This is a genomic window from Variovorax sp. GW821-FHT06D12, assembly GCF_059419205.1.
Map to the genome: position 1 here is coordinate 217087 of NZ_JBWKRI010000003.1, position 15183 is coordinate 232269.

At 69.8% G+C, this 15183-nt stretch carries 15 protein-coding genes and 1 tRNA gene; 8 read left to right on the forward strand and 8 right to left on the reverse strand.

Going from position 1 to position 15183, the window contains the following annotated elements:
• Nucleotides 1–89 precede the first annotated feature (89 nt).
• The gene (locus tag AC07SQ_RS11730) at nucleotides 90–2153 is read left to right on the forward strand and encodes a bifunctional 2',3'-cyclic-nucleotide 2'-phosphodiesterase/3'-nucleotidase (RefSeq protein ID WP_495260894.1); all 2064 of its coding nucleotides are present in this window, start codon (nucleotides 90–92) and stop codon (nucleotides 2151–2153) included.
• A 24-nt stretch (nucleotides 2154–2177) separates the two neighbouring features.
• Here the strand turns inward: AC07SQ_RS11730 and AC07SQ_RS11735 are convergent, their stop codons facing one another.
• The gene (locus tag AC07SQ_RS11735; protein ID WP_159274894.1) at nucleotides 2178–2837 is read right to left on the reverse strand and encodes a Smr/MutS family protein; all 660 of its coding nucleotides are present in this window, start codon (nucleotides 2835–2837) and stop codon (nucleotides 2178–2180) included.
• Nucleotides 2837–3514 (reverse strand): RadC family protein, encoded by a 678-nt coding sequence (gene radC / locus AC07SQ_RS11740; RefSeq protein WP_062469128.1) that lies wholly within the window; start codon nucleotides 3512–3514, stop codon nucleotides 2837–2839. The genes AC07SQ_RS11735 and radC overlap by 1 nt, the downstream gene beginning before the upstream one ends.
• Before the next feature lie 107 nt (nucleotides 3515–3621).
• Here radC and AC07SQ_RS11745 point away from each other — a divergent pair, with 107 nt between their 5' ends.
• From AC07SQ_RS11745 to AC07SQ_RS11765, 5 genes are all read left to right on the forward strand, one after another.
• Nucleotides 3622–4065, forward strand: coding sequence for an FKBP-type peptidyl-prolyl cis-trans isomerase (locus tag AC07SQ_RS11745; protein ID WP_062469447.1), 444 nt, complete (start codon nucleotides 3622–3624; stop codon nucleotides 4063–4065).
• On the forward strand, nucleotides 4062–5030 hold the full coding sequence (gene ispH, locus AC07SQ_RS11750) for a 4-hydroxy-3-methylbut-2-enyl diphosphate reductase (protein ID WP_307696205.1): 969 nt from the start codon (nucleotides 4062–4064) through the stop codon (nucleotides 5028–5030). Before AC07SQ_RS11745 ends, ispH begins: the two co-directional genes overlap by 4 nt.
• Nucleotides 5031–5035: 5 nt before the next feature.
• A complete protein-coding gene (locus AC07SQ_RS11755; protein ID WP_435889030.1) occupies nucleotides 5036–5992 on the forward strand; it encodes a threonine/serine dehydratase in 957 nt (318 codons plus the stop codon).
• Nucleotides 5993–6055: 63 nt separating this feature from the next.
• Entirely contained in the window at nucleotides 6056–7387 is a 1332-nt protein-coding gene (gene serS / locus AC07SQ_RS11760) for a serine--tRNA ligase (protein WP_062469134.1), read from the forward strand.
• Nucleotides 7388–7444: 57 nt separating this feature from the next.
• Nucleotides 7445–7534 (forward strand) — tRNA-Ser (locus tag AC07SQ_RS11765).
• Nucleotides 7535–7594: 60 nt separating this feature from the next.
• Here AC07SQ_RS11765 and AC07SQ_RS11770 read toward each other — a convergent pair.
• The 6 genes from AC07SQ_RS11770 to flgA all read right to left on the reverse strand — a co-directional run bounded on the left by AC07SQ_RS11770 (nucleotide 7595) and on the right by flgA (nucleotide 14126).
• Nucleotides 7595–10609, reverse strand: a complete 3015-nt coding sequence (locus AC07SQ_RS11770; RefSeq protein WP_495271124.1) for a transglycosylase domain-containing protein — start codon at nucleotides 10607–10609, stop codon at nucleotides 7595–7597.
• A 571-nt stretch (nucleotides 10610–11180) separates the two neighbouring features.
• A complete protein-coding gene (locus AC07SQ_RS11775; RefSeq protein ID WP_495271123.1) occupies nucleotides 11181–12014 on the reverse strand; it encodes a winged helix-turn-helix transcriptional regulator in 834 nt (277 codons plus the stop codon).
• 124 nt (nucleotides 12015–12138) lie between these two features.
• Nucleotides 12139–12573 carry a YadA-like family protein gene (locus AC07SQ_RS11780; RefSeq protein ID WP_495271122.1) on the reverse strand — a complete coding sequence of 145 codons (435 nt, stop codon included), beginning with the start codon at nucleotides 12571–12573 and terminating at the stop codon, nucleotides 12139–12141.
• A 9-nt stretch (nucleotides 12574–12582) separates the two neighbouring features.
• Entirely contained in the window at nucleotides 12583–13038 is a 456-nt protein-coding gene (locus AC07SQ_RS11785) for a flagella synthesis protein FlgN (RefSeq protein WP_495271121.1), read from the reverse strand.
• Nucleotides 13035–13331, reverse strand: a complete 297-nt coding sequence (gene flgM / locus AC07SQ_RS11790) for a flagellar biosynthesis anti-sigma factor FlgM (RefSeq protein WP_159278104.1) — start codon at nucleotides 13329–13331, stop codon at nucleotides 13035–13037. The genes AC07SQ_RS11785 and flgM overlap by 4 nt, the downstream gene beginning before the upstream one ends.
• A gap of 96 nt (nucleotides 13332–13427) precedes the next feature.
• Nucleotides 13428–14126, reverse strand: coding sequence for a flagellar basal body P-ring formation chaperone FlgA (gene flgA, locus AC07SQ_RS11795; RefSeq protein WP_495271120.1), 699 nt, complete (start codon nucleotides 14124–14126; stop codon nucleotides 13428–13430).
• A 221-nt stretch (nucleotides 14127–14347) separates the two neighbouring features.
• On the opposite strand from flgA, the gene flgB reads away from it, so the two are divergent.
• Both flgB and flgC read left to right on the forward strand, forming a co-directional pair.
• On the forward strand, nucleotides 14348–14755 hold the full coding sequence (flgB, locus tag AC07SQ_RS11800) for a flagellar basal body rod protein FlgB (RefSeq protein WP_159274363.1): 408 nt from the start codon (nucleotides 14348–14350) through the stop codon (nucleotides 14753–14755).
• A complete protein-coding gene (gene flgC / locus AC07SQ_RS11805) occupies nucleotides 14752–15147 on the forward strand; it encodes a flagellar basal body rod protein FlgC (protein ID WP_062469232.1) in 396 nt (131 codons plus the stop codon). Before flgB ends, flgC begins: the two co-directional genes overlap by 4 nt.
• The last annotated feature ends 36 nt before the right edge of the window (nucleotides 15148–15183 follow it).

Here is a 15183-nt window from a genome sequence, read left to right on the forward strand (position 1 = left end):
CGGCTTTCGGAGACTGGCCTTCCTCATATCCGCAGGGAGACCTCTCGATGAACAACGCAGTGGCCGCGTCGCTGGCGCGCCTCGCCCCCATGTCCACCTGTGCCGCCGTCCTGGCCGCCGTGCTCACCGCCTGTGGCGGTGGCAACGGAGGCGGCACCACGTTCCCCCCGATCGTTCCGCCTCCTGCACCCGCGCCGGCCCCGGCGCCCGTGGCCGCCGGCACGCGCACCACGGTCGCGCTGCTCGAAACGACCGACCTGCACTTCAACGTGCGCAGCTACGACTACTTCAAGCTCGCCGAAGACAAGTCGTACGGCTACGAGCGCACCGCCACGCTCATCAACGCCGCGCGCAAGGAGTTCGCGAACACGATGCTGTTCGACAACGGCGACACCATCCAGGGCACCGCGCTGGCCGACTACGAAGCGCTGGTCAGCCGCATCCCGTGCACGCAGCCGCTGTCGATGTACAAGGTGATGAACGCCACCGGCTACGACGCCGGCACACTGGGCAACCACGAGTTCAACTACGGCCTGGACTTCCTCAACCAGGTGCTCGGCGGCGGCCTCGATGTCGAGGGCGTGGACGGCAGCAAGAAGTGCGCGGGCCCGAGCTTTCCGATGGTGGTGGCCAACGTGCACAGCCTCAAGAGCGGCAAGCCGCTCGTGGCGCCCTACACCATCGTCACCAAGCAGTTCACGGCCACCGCGCCGGACGGCAAGAGCGTGACGGTGCCGGTGAAGGTCGGCGTGATCGGCTTCACCACGCCCGGCATCATGAACTGGGACAAGCGCTTCCTTGAAGGCAAGCTGCGCACCGAAGGCGCGGTCGAGGCGGCCAAGCGCTACGTGCCCGAGCTGCGCGAGAAGGGCGCCGACATCGTGGTCGCGCTGCAGCACGGCGGCCTCGATGCCTCGCCGTATTCGCCGACGATGGAAAGCCCGGGCCTGTACCTGTCGAAGGTGCCCGGCATCGACGTGCTCATGATGGGCCACCAGCACGGCCTGTTCCCCGACCGCGGCGCCAAGCCCGGCTACACGCAGCCCGGCGTGGACAACGCCGCCGGCACCGTCAACGGCGTGCCGGCCGTGATGCCCAGTTCGTGGGGCAAGGCGCTGGGCCTCGTGAAGCTAGAGCTCGTGTGGGACGGCAAGGCCTGGGGCGTGGACAAGACCAAGACGCTGGTCGAGGCACGCTCCACGCAAACCGGCAAGGACGGCGCGGGCAAGGCCGTGTACGTCGATGCCGACCCGAGCGTGGCGCCGCTGGTCGACACCCAGCACCAGGCCGCGATCGACTACGTGAAGACGCCGATCGGTAGCACCGACTTCCGCATGAACACCTTCTTCGCCGACGTGGGCGACCCGGGCGCGATCCAGATCGTGAACCAGGCCCAGGCCGACTATGTGAAGACCTACATCCAGGCCAGCCTGCCGCAGTACGCGGGCCTGCCGGTGCTGTCGGTGAGCGCACCCTTCAAGTCGGGCTTCGAAGGCGGGCGCGACTACACCGACGTGGCCGTGGGCAACCTGGCGATCTTCAGCGCGGCCGACCTGTACCTGTACCCGAACACGGTGTACGCGGTGAAGGTGACGGGTGCCGAGATCAAGGGCTGGCTCGAAGCCGCGGCCAAGCGCTTCAACAGGATCGACCCGGCGCTCACGACCGACCAGCCGCTGATCAGCACCTTCCCGGGCTACAACTTCGACATGTTCACCACGCCCGACATGCAGTACGAGATCGACGTGACGCAGGCCGTGGGCAGCCGCATCAAGAACCTCATGTACCTGGGCGCGCCCATCGACCCGGCGAAGGAGTTCGTGATTGCCACGAACAACTACCGCGCGACCAGCGGTGCGAGCTTCATTCCGGCGCTGGACGGGCGCGCGACGATCTACGCCTCGCCCGATGCGAACCGCGACGTGCTGATCGCGTACATCAAGGCGAAGAAGACGATCACGCGCGCGGCCGACGGCGCGGCGCGCAGCTGGCGCTTCACCAAGGTGACGACCGCGGGCAACGTGACGATCACGTCGGGCCAGGGGCAATTGAGCGCGGCCACGGACGCGGGGTTGACGAACATCTCGCTGCTGAAGGCGGACGATGAAAGTGGCAAGGGCCGCTCGGTCTACAAGGTCGATCTGAGCAAGTAAGGGCAGGGCCCGTGCGGCGCCGTGTCAGCGCCGCACGGGCGCCAGCAGCACCACCAGCGCCCCGGCCCCGCCTTCGGCCGGCTTGGCCTGCACGAAGGCGATCACCTCGTTCTTCTGGATCAGCCAGCGCTGCGTCTTGGTCTTGAGCACCGGCTGCTTGCCGGGCGAGCCCAGGCCCTTGCCGTGCACCACGCGCACGCAGCGCAGCCCCTGCTTGTGGGCGTTGCGGATGAAGCCGCCGAGCGCCTCGCGCGCCTCGTCGCTGCGCAGGCCGTGCAGGTCGACCTGCCCCTGGATCGCCCAGTCGCCCTTGCGCAGCCGCGCCGTGATGTCGGTGCCGATGCCGGGGCGGCGAAAGCTCATGGCGTCGTCGACGTCGAGCAGCGTGGTCACGTCGAACTCGTCGGACAGCGACTCGCGCAGCACGCGCTGCTCGTCGAGCTGGTGCTGAAACGGAATGGGCGCGGGCGGCTCGGGCGCGAGCGCCACGGCGGCCTTGCGGCGCAGCGGCTCGGTGGCGCCGATGGCGCGCGTGAACAGGTCTTTCTCGGCGGCGCGCTTGCGCTCGGCCGCGGCGCGCGCGGCAGCCTCCGCGGCCTCGCGCTCGCGGGTTTCGGCGAGCACGCGCTGCACCTGCTTGAGGTCGGCCAGGTTCTTCAGGGCCGGGGGACGGGAAGAAGCCATCAGAGCAGCCCCCGTTCCGCCATCGAGAAGCTCTGGCCCGGGCTCACGATGACGTGGTCGAGCACGCGCACGTCGACCAGCGCCAGCGCGGCGCGCAAGGTTTGCGTGAGCGATTCGTCGGCGCGCGAGGGCTCGATGCTGCCGCTGGGGTGGTTGTGGGCCAGCACCACGGCCGCGGCCTGGTGGTGCAGGGCGCGGGTGACGACCTCGCGCGGGTAGACGCTGGTCTGCGTGAGCGTGCCGCGAAACAGCTCCTCGAGCGTGAGCAGGCGGTGCTGCACGTCGAGGAAGAGCACCGCGAACACCTCGTGCGGGCGCGAGCCGATGTGCATCTGCAGGTACTGCTTGACCGCCTCGGGCGAGTCGAACACCGTGCGCTCCTTCAGGCGCTCGCCCATGGCGCGGCGCGCCAGTTCGAGCACCGCCGTGAGTTCGGAGCGCTTGGCGCTGCCGCCCATGCCCTTGACCGCCTTGAGGTCATCGGGCGCCGTGTGCAGCAGCCCCGACAGCCCGCCGAAGCGCTCGAGCAGTTGCTGGGCCAGCTGGAGCACGTTCTTGCCGGCCACGCCGGTGCGCAGCAGCAGCGCCAGCAGCTCGGCGTCGGCCAGCGCGGCGGCGCCCCGCGCGATGAGCTTTTCGCGCGGCCGGGCGTCGAGAGGGAGATCCTTGAATGCCATGAAACCCTGCTGAAACCTGGGCCGGGGCGAGGTGTTGCCCCGATCCTTAAAATGAGGGCCAGTTTATCGGGACACCTCCCTCGTCTTTGCCCACCTTCGCTGCACCCATGTCCCAAGTTGTGACTTCCGGCTCCTTCCTGACCCTGCACTACCGGCTGGCCGGTCCGGCGGGCGACATCATCAACACCTTCGCCGACAAGCCCGCCACGCTGTCGCTGGGCACCGGCGAGCTCTCGCCGGCCATGGAGCAGCGCCTGATGGGCATGGAAGAGGGCGCGCACGCCACCTTCGAGCTGCCCGCCGGCGAGGCCTTCGGCGAACGCAACCCCGACATGCAGCAATGGGTGGCGCGCAAGCTGCTGGCCCAGATGGGCGACCCCGACGAGCAGTACGCCGTCGGCGATGTGGTGCAGTTCCCCACGCCCGACGGCTCGGGCAGCTACGCGGGCGCGGTCGTCGAGTCGAACGAGACCGGCGTGCGCTTCGACTTCAACCACCCGCTCGCGGGGCAACCGGTCACCTTCGAAGTGAAGCTGATCGGCGTGCTATGAACCCGAACATCGAGGAAGTCCTCCTGGCCGAGCCGCGCGGTTTCTGCGCCGGCGTGGACCGCGCCATCGAGATCGTCGAGCGCGCCATCGCCAAGTTCGGCGCGCCGATCTACGTGCGCCACGAGATCGTGCACAACACCTACGTGGTGAACGAGCTCAAGGCCAAGGGCGCGATCTTCATCGAGGAGCTCTCCGACGTGCCGCCCGGCTCCACGCTGGTGTTCAGCGCACACGGCGTGAGCAAGGCCGTGGAGCAGGAGGCGCGCGACCGTGGCTTCTCGATCTTCGACGCCACCTGCCCGCTGGTGACCAAGGTGCACGTCGAGGTGGCCAAGCTCGCCAAAGAGGGCTACGAATTCATCATGATCGGCCACAAGGGGCACCCCGAGGTCGAGGGCACGATGGGGCAGCTGTCGAGCGGCATCCACCTCGTGGAGGACGTGGCCGACGTGGCCAACGCCTCGCCGCTGCAGACCGAGAAGCTCGCCGTGGTCACGCAGACCACGCTCAGCGTGGACGACGCCGCGGAGATCGCCGCCGCCGTGCGCGCGCGCTTCCCCAACGTGCGCGAGCCCAAGCAGCAAGACATCTGCTACGCCACCCAGAATCGCCAGGACGCGGTGAAGATCATGAGCCCACAGGTCGACCTCGTGATCGTGGTCGGCAGCCCCACCAGCTCCAACAGCAACCGCCTGCGCGAGCTGGCGCAGCGCCTGGGTACCGAGAGCTACATGGTCGATTCGGCCGACGAGCTCAAGCCCGAATGGTTCGAGGGCAAGTCGCGCATCGGCCTCACCGCCGGCGCCTCGGCGCCCGAGGTGCTGGTGCACGAGGTGATCGAGCGCGTGCGCGCCTTCGGTGCCGTGTCGGTGCGCAAGATGGACGGCATCGAGGAAACCATCAAGTTCCCGCTTCCCAAGGGCCTCAAGCTCGACGACATCCCGCCCCCTGGGCACATCTCCTGAACATCATGAAAAACACCGATTGGCGCCCCGACATCGAGAGCGCCTCCCGCAGGCTGGGCGAACGCGCCGGCCATTTCCTGCGTGAAACGCCGCTGTGGAAGCTGCCGGCCGCCGCCCTGGGCGTGGCCGCGCCCGGCGCCGAAGTCTGGCTCAAGCTGGAGCACATGCAGGTCAGCGGCAGCTTCAAGGCCCGCGGCATGATGAACCGCCTGCTGGCCAACGACATCCCCGCCGCGGGCGTGATCGTGGCCTCGGGCGGCAACGCCGGCATTGCCACGGCGGCCGCCGCCAAGGCGCTGGGCGTGCCCTGCCAGGTGTTCCTGCCGGGCGTGTCGCCCGAAGCCAAGCGCGCGCGCCTGCGGGCGCTGGGCGCCGAAGTGGTCGTGGTCGGCGAGCTGTACCCCGACGCGCTGGCCGCCTGCCTGGCGCGCCAGAAGGAAACGGGCGCCTTGCTCACGCACGCCTACGACCAGCCCGAAGTGGTGGCCGGCGCCGGCACGCTCGGCCGCGAGATCGAGGCGCAGGGCGGCCTGCCCGACGCCGTGCTCGTGAGCGTGGGCGGCGGCGGCCTGATCGGCGGCCTGGCCGGCTGGTTCGAGCAGCGCGCCCGCGTGGTGGCGCTCGAGCCCGAAAAGGCCCCGACGCTGTTCCGCGCCCGCGAGGCCGGCGAGCCGGTCGACGTGGACGTCGGCGGCATCGCGGCCGATTCGCTCGGCGCGCGCCGCATCGGCGCCATCGCCTGGGAGATCACCCAGCAGCAGGTGCGCGACGCGCTGCTGCTGTCCGACGACGCCATCCGCGCCGCCCAGCAGTGGCTGTGGAAGGAGCTGAAGCTCGCCGTGGAACCGGCCGCCGCGCTGCCGCTGGCGGCGCTGCAGACCGGCGCCTACGTGCCGCGCGAGGGCGAGAAGGTGTGCCTGATCATCTGCGGGGCGAACGTCGATCCGGCCACGGTCGCCTGAGTCGCCGCAGGCGTGCGAGCGGGGAGGGCGGGCGCGGGCCGGGCGCCCACCTAAAATCTCCCCATGCTCGACATCACCCTGCTCCGTAAAGACCTGGCCTCCGCTGTGGCCGGCCTCGAAAAACGCAAGAAGAACCAGCCCTACCTCGACGTCTCGGCGTTCACCGCGCTCGAGGCCGAGCGCAAGACGCTGCAGACCCGCACCGAGGAAATCCAGGCGCGCCGCAACACGCTGAACAAGCAGATCGGCCCGCTCAAGGCCAAGGGCGAGTCGGTCGACGCGCTCATGGCCGAGGTCAACGCGCTCAAGGCCGAGCAGGAATCGCAGTCCAAGCGCCTCGAGGAAATCCAGCCCGAACTGCACGCGCTGCTGCTGGCCGTGCCCAACCTGCCGCACGCCAGCGTGCCGCTCGGTGAAGACGAAGCCGGCAACGTCGAGATGCGCCGCTGGGCGCCCCAGGGCGGCGCCGGCGCCAACGCCACGCCGCTGGCCTTCGCGCCCAAGGACCACGTCGACCTCGGCGCGCCGCTGGGGCTCGATTTCGAGATGGGCGCCAAGCTCTCGGGCTCGCGCTTCACCGTCATGAAGGGCCCGATCGCCCGCCTGCACCGCGCGCTGGCCCAGTTCATGGTCGACCTGCAGACCGAACAGCACGGCTACACCGAGTGCTACGTGCCCTACGTGGTCAACGCCGCCACGCTCAGCGGCACCGGCCAGCTGCCCAAGTTCGAAGGCGACCTGTTCGCCGCGAAGAAGGGCGGCCAGGACGGCGAGCCCGCGCCCGACCATTCGGCGCTGTACCTCATCCCGACCAGCGAAGTGCCGCTGACCAACTTCGTGCGCGACGAGGTCGTGCCCGAGGCGCAACTGCCCATCAAGCTCACGGCCCACACGCCGTGCTTCCGTTCCGAAGCCGGCAGCGCCGGGCGTGACACGCGCGGCATGATCCGCCAGCACCAGTTCGACAAGGTCGAGATGGTGCAGATCGTGCACCCCGAGAAGAGCTACGACGCGCTGGAGCAGATGACCGGTCACGCCGAAGCCGTGCTGCAGGCGCTGGAGCTGCCGTACCGCGTGGTGCTGCTGTGCACCGGCGACATGGGTTTCGGTTCCACCAAGACCTACGACCTCGAGGTGTGGCTGCCCGCGCAGAACACGTACCGCGAGATCAGCTCGGTGTCGAACTGCGAAGCCTTCCAGGCGCGCCGCCTGCAGGCCCGTTTCAAGAACGCCCAGGGCAAGAACGAGCTGGTGCACACCCTCAACGGCTCCGGCCTGGCCGTGGGCCGTGCGCTGGTCGCTGTGCTTGAGAACCACCAGAACGAAGACGGCTCGATCAATGTGCCGGCGGCGTTGCGTCCGTACCTCGGCGGCCTCGAAGTTTTGCGCGGTTGAAGCGCAGGGCGTCAAAAGTCAGATTTTTCTGGCTATAATCTGAGGCTCGACAGCACCGGAGAGGTGGCAGAGTGGTCGAATGTACCTGACTCGAAATCAGGCGTACTAGCGATAGTACCGAGGGTTCGAATCCCTCCCTCTCCTCCAGATTCAAGCCCCTGTAGCAGCCCTGCTACAGGGGCTTTGTCTTTGGGCCGCCCATGCGCCTCATGGCGCCCGCTGCGGCCCCCCGCACCCCCTGCGCTGCAGCACCGGCAGCAACTGCGGCCCCAGCGACTTCAGTAGCTGGGTCGGCAGCGCGCTCGTGAACCGATAGCGAGCGGCATGGGGTTCGCGCACATACGCCAGGATGGTGCCGAAGTAGCGGTCGCCGATCACGAACACGAAGGTGGCCGAGCGGCTGATCTTGCGCTCCGAGAGCACCCGTCCGCCGCGGCCGGTGTGTCCGTAGCGATGGTCGCCGGTGCCGGTCTTGCCGCCGATCTCGAGGGCGCGGCCGCTCTCGTCCACCAGCGCGCCTTTCAGCCGCCGTGCGGTGCCGTCGTTCACCACCTCGACCAAGGCACGGCGCACCGTGGCAGCCACCTCGGCGGGCAGCACCTGCTGCGCGCTCGCATGGCGCGGCTCCAGCCGCGTCTCGTAGGGCGTGTCGCGCGCGAAGTGCAAGGCGCCGACCCGTTGCGTGGGCAGCCGCACGCCGTCGTTCGCGAGGATGCCCATCAGCTCCGCCAGGGCGGCCGGCCGGTCGCCCGACGCGCCGATCGCGCTCGCGTAGGACGGCGTCAGCGATGCGAAGGGGTAACCCACGCGCTGCCATGAGCGATGGATCTGTGCAAAGGCGTCGAGCTCGATCAGCTCGCGCAGGCGCCTGTCCTGCGCGCTCTTGTGGCGTGTCTTGAAGAGCCAGGCGTAGACCTCCTGGCGTTCGCGCGTGCTCGCGTCCAGCACCTCGGTCAGCGAGGCGCCGGGGTGGCGCCGCAGGTAACCGACCAGCCAGAGTTCCAGCGGATGCACGCGCGCGACGTAGCCGCGATCGGCCAGCGACAGGCCGGCGTAGGTGCGGCGCAGCGCCCCCAATGCGCGCGGCGAGTCGGCGCCGCGGCCCAGCCGCTGCACCAGGAGCGCGTCGAGCCGTGCGTCGTCGGCCTCGGGCTCGATCGTGAAGAGCACGCTCGCCAGGCGCGGTGCTGATGGCCTCAGGCCGCGCAGCAGCAGCGCTTCGGCGTCCGCGGCCGGCAGGTGCTGGTACTTGCGATGGAAGCGGGTGAGGAAGGCCGAGCCTTCGCGGTCGGCAAAGCGTGCGAGCAACTCGCGCCGGCCCGGGTCGGCAGGGTCCTTCAGCAGGCGCTCGGCGCCCGACGCACCGCCGAACATGCGGTGGCGCACCAGATCGCGCATCAGGCGGATGAACACCAGGTTGACCGAATGCTTGAAGCCTTCGCGCACCGTCATCGAACTGCTGTTGCGTGAGCGCTCGAAGTTCTCGAACTGGTGCAGGCCGCCGCCGGTGAAGAAGGCCTCGCCCGGGTTCGCCGAGTACTTGCGCTCCATCGCCGCCTCCAGCATCGGCGCAAGACGCCGATCCTTGGTGCGCAGGAGGTACTGCCGCGCCCACGTGCCCAGCGGGTCGCGCGGGTTCGGCGCCAGCGCCGACAGCTGGGCCGGGCTCAGGTCGACCCAGCCCGCGTGCAGCTCGGCCACGAGCTCCAGGTAGCTCACCAGGGTGCGCAGCTTGGCGGTCGAGCCCAGGTCCAGCCGCGCGCCCTGGTTCACGTCGAACGGCTGGTCGATGTTGTCGGCCTGGATGCGCAGCAGGTTGCTCCCGGCGCTGCGCTCGAACAGCGTGAAGCTGTAGATCAGCGGGCTGGGGTCGGCGCCCGGGTCGAGCATGTGGGAGCCGACTAGCCCCGCGGCCTTCGTCGCGGCGGGCGTGCGCAGCCCGGCCAGCACGCGCGCCACCAGCGCTTGCGCTTCGCCGTCCAGGCTGGTTTCGGCCTCGAGGTCGAGGCGCTCCAGGTCGTAGGCCCGCGGCACGTCGAGCAGCGTGGCGATGTGGGTGCGCAGCGCGGTCGCGGCCTTGCGCTGCACGAAGTCGGGCCGGGGCGTCGGCGGCAGCGGTGGCTGCAGGTGCAAGGACAGCGGCAGCGCCGCGTCGCGCAGCGTGGGCGAGATCAGGCCGGCCTCGGCCATCAGCCGCAGGTAGCTGTCGGTCAGCCGCGCCAGGCTGGCGCCGTCGCCGAGCAGGTGCTGCGACGGGCGGCGCTGCGCGATCATCAGCGACAGCGCCTGCTTGAAGGCCTCCGCCTGCTGCCGCAGCGCCTCGTCCGTGGGCGCTGCCGCCTCTTCCGCCTGGTCGGCGAGCAGGCGGTTGATTTCACCGAAGTCGCGCCCGTACCAGGCCCACAGGCCGTCGCCCAGCCCGTGCACCTCGCCCATGCCCGGGCGCGCGGCCAGCGGCACGGTGTCGAGGTAGTCGACGACGATCTGGCGGCGCCGCGCCTGCGTGTCGTCGCCGTCCTGGTAGGCGCGCAGCGAGGCTGACGCCATCTGGCGCAGCTTGTCGCCGACCGACCCGGTGCGGCCCTGCGGCGAATGGCGGTACTTCTCGAGCTGGGTGGCCAGCGTGCTGCCGCCCGTCGCCGTCTGGCCCAGGCCGACCGCGCGCAGCGCCTGCTCGAGCGCCGCCTTGGCGAAGCGTTCCGGATCGATCGCGGGGTTGCGCTGCAGCGGCTGCGCGTCCAGCAGGTGGCGGTCCTCGACGAACAGCAGGGCGCTCACCAGCAGCGGCGGCACCTCCTCGAAGCGCTCGTAGGCGCGCTGGGGCACGCGGGTGTGCAGCAGCGCCGTGTCCCGGCAGTCGCGCACGGTCAGGCCGGCCTGGTTTTTCTCGCGGTAGGGCGCGAAGAGCCCGTAGTCCTGCAGCTCGAGCAGCCGCGGCGACATGCGGGCCTGGCGGGTGACGACATAGCCCTGCGGCGCCAGGCGCTCGATGTAGCCCGGCAGCTGGTGGTAGCCCAGCCGCTCGTCGTAGGGCCCGGTCCGGGGAAAGCGGATGGCGTCGCTGGCACCGTCTTCGACGCTGAAGCGGGCGCCCTCGGCCAAGTCGCGCCACAGGGCCGATTGCAGCCGGGACGTCTTCAATTCGTCCAGCACGAACAGGGCAAACCCGCCTCCCACGGCGAGTCCCGCGCCGATCCAGACAAGCTTCTTGAACCAAGTCATGCTCTGCCTCGCGAACAGTCCACACCATGGGTTCGTCAGTGACGATGATGCGCTTTTTGAGGCGATTTGGCTTGCGTGCGACGGCGCAATCGGCCGGAGTCATGCACTTCCGCCGTGCGGCAGAAGAGGTACCTCGACACACATGGCGCATGTCGATCTGCACGGACGTGCGGATCTATCTCAGGGCGAACCGACCTGCTAACCCTTCACGACCCCGGACACCCCACTAGTCGTCGGAATCCTGCGGGCCCGCCAGCAGCCCGAGCACCAACCCGCCGAGGACGATGGCCAGGGCAAGAATCAGCGATGCCTCTGCGAGTAGTCTCATGGTGTCCTGCAATGAATCTCCCCCTCACGATGTGGCCTGCCATTGAACGTGCGTTCACTGACTGGCGGCTGAGTGCGGAAGCAGAAGGGTTTTGTGCGGGGCTTCAGCCTGTCTTCAGGTAAGGCGCGGATACTGGCGGCGACGGTCTTCTGGCGTTGGTAGAGGACGCTTCGGCACCCGCCCTTCGGGGTGGTTCCTCGAGGCCGGAGGTCGTCACGGTTTTTTCGTCGCGCGGGCGCATGTTCAGGCCCGCGCGCTCTCGCCGAGCCACACGGGCTCGTTCGAGGTGTCCGGGAAGTCCGCGGTGTCGATCAGCGGCGCCTCGTCGACGTCCGACGCGCGCCGCGCGGCCGGCGCCATGTGCCGCAGCTCGTAGCCGCGCCCATACACCGAGACCAGCACGAACTCGCCGCCCTTGTGCAGCGACAGCTTGCGGCGGATGCTGGCCACGCAGCAGTCCAGCGTGCGGCTCGTGCGTTCGATGCGCGCATCCACCCACAGCGAGGCCAGCAGCCAGTCGCGCTCCAGCAGCCGGCCGGCGTTGCGAAACAGCAGCAGCGCCAGTTCGAACTCGCGCGGCTTCAGGCGCACCTCGGTGCCGTGGCACACCACCACGCGGCGCTCGCCCAGGAACTGGTAGTCGCCGAAGCACGCGGCCGTGGCGTGCGGCTGCAGCAGCGTGCGGTTGCGCCGCAGCGATTCGCGCACGCGCAACTCCACCTCGAACTCGTCGACGGGCAGCACCGCGAAGTCGATGCTGGTGCCCTGCGTCTCGCCGCCCGCGGCCGACAGCACGTCGACCAGCAGGTCGCGCTGCGAGGCGCGCGCCACCAGGAAGATGGGAATGCGCAGCGCGCGGCACATCGCCGTGAGGATCGGCCAGGCGCCTTCGTCCTTCAGCACCACCAGCAGCAAGCCGAACTGCAGGCCCTGGGTGATCGCCAGCAGGAAGTCCGTGCTGTCGTCGAAGCACACGGGCTCGCAGCCCATCAGGCGCAGGCGGTTGCCCCAGCCGGCCTGCTGCGCCTCGTCGCAGCCCACCATTGCGATGCGGCGCGCGCCCTGCTGCGCGGCCATCACGCGCGGACTCCCCGGCGTGCGACCTTCTCGTAGCGGGGCGTTGGCGTGGAAGGAGAGGTCTTCATGTCGGTGGCATCCATGCGAAGGTGGTGAAGGGCGTCCCGGGGCGATGGCATGAGGGTCAGGGGCGGGCGGCGCTGGTGCTGCGCGGCAGCTTCCAGCCGATGCCCGCGTTGAAGCCCCACTCCCGGCCCGTGCTGGACACGCCCATGCCCCAGGCCATGTCGCCGTCGCCCGACGTGCGCTTGAAGCCCAGCGCCGCGGCCGTGTAGCCCTGGTAGGTGCCGAAGGCCAGGCCGAGGGACTGTTCGCCCGGCCGGTACGTCGGCACGTAGGCGGCCGACATCGCGATGGCCATGGCCGCGCCCGAGTAGGCGATGCGCGCCGTCTCGCCGACGGCCGCGCGCACCGGGTGCAGCTGGCCCAGGTTGATGGCGTCGTCCGGGCGCACGGCGGGCGCCAGTTCGAAGGCATGGGCGCCGGCGCACGCGAGCCACAGCATCAGCACCCACAGGATCGCGGTGCGTCGGGGGGCGAAACGTGCGAACGCGTTCACGGCTGCTGTTCAGCCGGCGGCCAGCCGGGTGCCCGCGCCGGCCTGCGTCTTGCGCACGCCGTCGGGGCCGTAGAAGGGTTGGGCGCGGGCCTGCAGGAAGTGCAGCGCCTGCTGCGTGAAGTCCAGGTGCGCGTACACCAGCGTGCCGTTGTGCAGGTTGCGGTTGCGCGCGTCTTCGGCGAGCGCGAGCAGTTCGCGCCAGGCCTGGTGCGTGGGTTCACCGCCTGCTGCAGCGGCGGCATCCGCGCCCGCACGACCGGGCCCGAAGCCCCGCGCCGCCTGCAGCGATTCGCGCTGCCGGTCGAGTTCGGCCATGCGGTCCAGCAGCGCGGTCTTGCGGCCGGCGATGCCGTTCAGTGCGTCGAAGACGCTGTCCGACATGGCCTGCGCCTCTTCGTCCAGCACCACGAGAAACTCCCCGATGCAGCCCGCTTCCGCGCGCAGGTGCGCCAGCAAGGTGCTCATGCCTGGCCCTTCGGTGCGAGCAGCTCGCGCACGCTGGCCAGCAGGCCGTCGGCGATGCGCTCGGGGCGGATCTCGTAGCGGCCGGCGCGGATGTCCTCGCGGATCGCGGCCACGCGCGCGGCGTCGAAATCGCTGCCCCCCACGGCGGCGGGCATCGCATGGACGAGGGCGGAAACGGGCGCCGCTTCCTTCGGGCGCTGCACGGCCTCGGCGGGCGTCGACGGAGCCGGCGCGCCGGGTGCGGGCGTGCGGTGCAGGGGCGTGGCCGAAGGGGCGGTGGGATCGATTTTCAAGGTGATTCCTCAGGGGCTGACCCGTATATCGGCAGCCGGTGCAAGAACTTTAGGAAGGGCGTGCATGAAGTGAAGCCTGCGCAAACGCGGCGGCTGCTACTGCACCAGCCGGACCTGTCCTTCCTCGTCGGCCACGCCGCGAATCACCCGGCCGTCCAGCGTCCTGGCCTGCACCACCGCGCCCACCGCGGCGCCGCTCAGGGCCTTGGCCTCGGTGCTGACGACAAAGCCCGGCCCCTGCGCCACCACCTTCACGGCCTGGCCCTGCTGGATCACGGCGACGCCGCGCAGCAGCTCCTTGCGGATCGGAGCGCCGGGCGCGACGCGGTTGGCGCTCACCACCCCGACCAGTTCGGCCGCGCTGGTGACCACCGAGCGCGGCAGCCGCGTGAGGTCGCCGGTGCGCTCGACCACGTCGCCGGCGCCCAGCGTCCGGCCCGCGTCGATGGCGCGCGCCGCCACCAGGTAGCGGCCTTCCACCGCGACACGTGCCTGCACGAAGCGTGTCCACGGCCGCTCGGCATGGCAACGCACGCCCACCGAGATACGGCCCCACGGCGTGACGCCCGGCGGCAGGAACACCTCGGGCGCTTCGCACGCAGGCAGGGCCTCGGTGCCGCGTCCTTCGAGGCTGACCGTCACCTTGCCCGGCAGGCCGGCGCTTTGCACCTGGAGGTAGGTCTCGACCGCCTTCGCGGCCACGTCGCTTGCCATCGCGCCGGTCGACATCGCGCACGACAGCCCCACCGCGCAGGCGGTGCGCAGCAGGCGTTGGCGAAGCGGCGAGAGGGTCATCGAAGGCGAAAGAAGAGGGCCAGAAAAATGAGGGCGCCGGTGCAGATAAGCCGCAACCGGCGCCCCTGGATTCTTATGAATTCGCCCCGCCGGCGAAGGTGCGAGCAGCAGGCGAAACCCCCCTTTGTTCGGGCGATTGCCAACGCGCCGCATGCATAGACTTGCTTTCCATCGGTCGCTGCGCCCCGTGCACTGGCGACGCCTCAACAGATGGAACAAAGATGATCGACAAGCTGGATGCGGCGTTTCGCTTCCACCGCGAAGCGCTCCATCTCCGGGCCCAGCGCCAGGAGGTGCTCGCGGCCAACATCGCCCATGCCGACACGCCGAACTACAAGGCGCGCGACTTCGACTTCGGCGCGCGCCTGAGCGACGCCGTCGAGCGCGGCCGCGCCGCATCGTCGGTGTCGATGGCCACCACCTCGTCGCGCCACCTCGCGGGCCAGGCGCAGGCCACGGCCGGCGACGACCTGCTGTACCGCGTGCCGCACCAGTCCAGCCTCGACGGCAACACGGTCGAGATGGACGTCGAGCGCGTGGCCTTCGCCGACAACGCGCTGCGCTACGAGTCGAACCTGACCCTCATCAACGCCAAGATCAAGTCGCTCCTGTCGGCGGTACAGCCATGAACATCTTCGACGTGGCGGGCTCCGCCATGACCGCGCAATCGCAGCGCATGAACGTGACCGCGAGCAACCTCGCCAACGCCGAGAGCGTGGCCGGCCCCGACGGCCAGCCCTACCGCGCCAAGCAGGTGGTGTTCGAGGTGGCGGCCTCGGGCCGGCGCGACATCGGCGGCGTCAAGGTGGCCGGTGTCATCGAAGACCCGTCGCCCGCGAAGCTGGTGTTCGACCCCAAGAGCCCGCATGCCAACGCCGAAGGCTACGTGGCGATGCCCAACGTCAACGTGGTCGAGGAGATGACCAACATGATCTCGGCCTCGCGCAGCTACCAGGCCAACGTCGAGGTGCTCAACACCGCCAAGACGCTGATGGTCAAGACGCTGACCATCGGCCAGTAACCCACGCACGCACACGCGCCTCCCGCAGGAAGAACA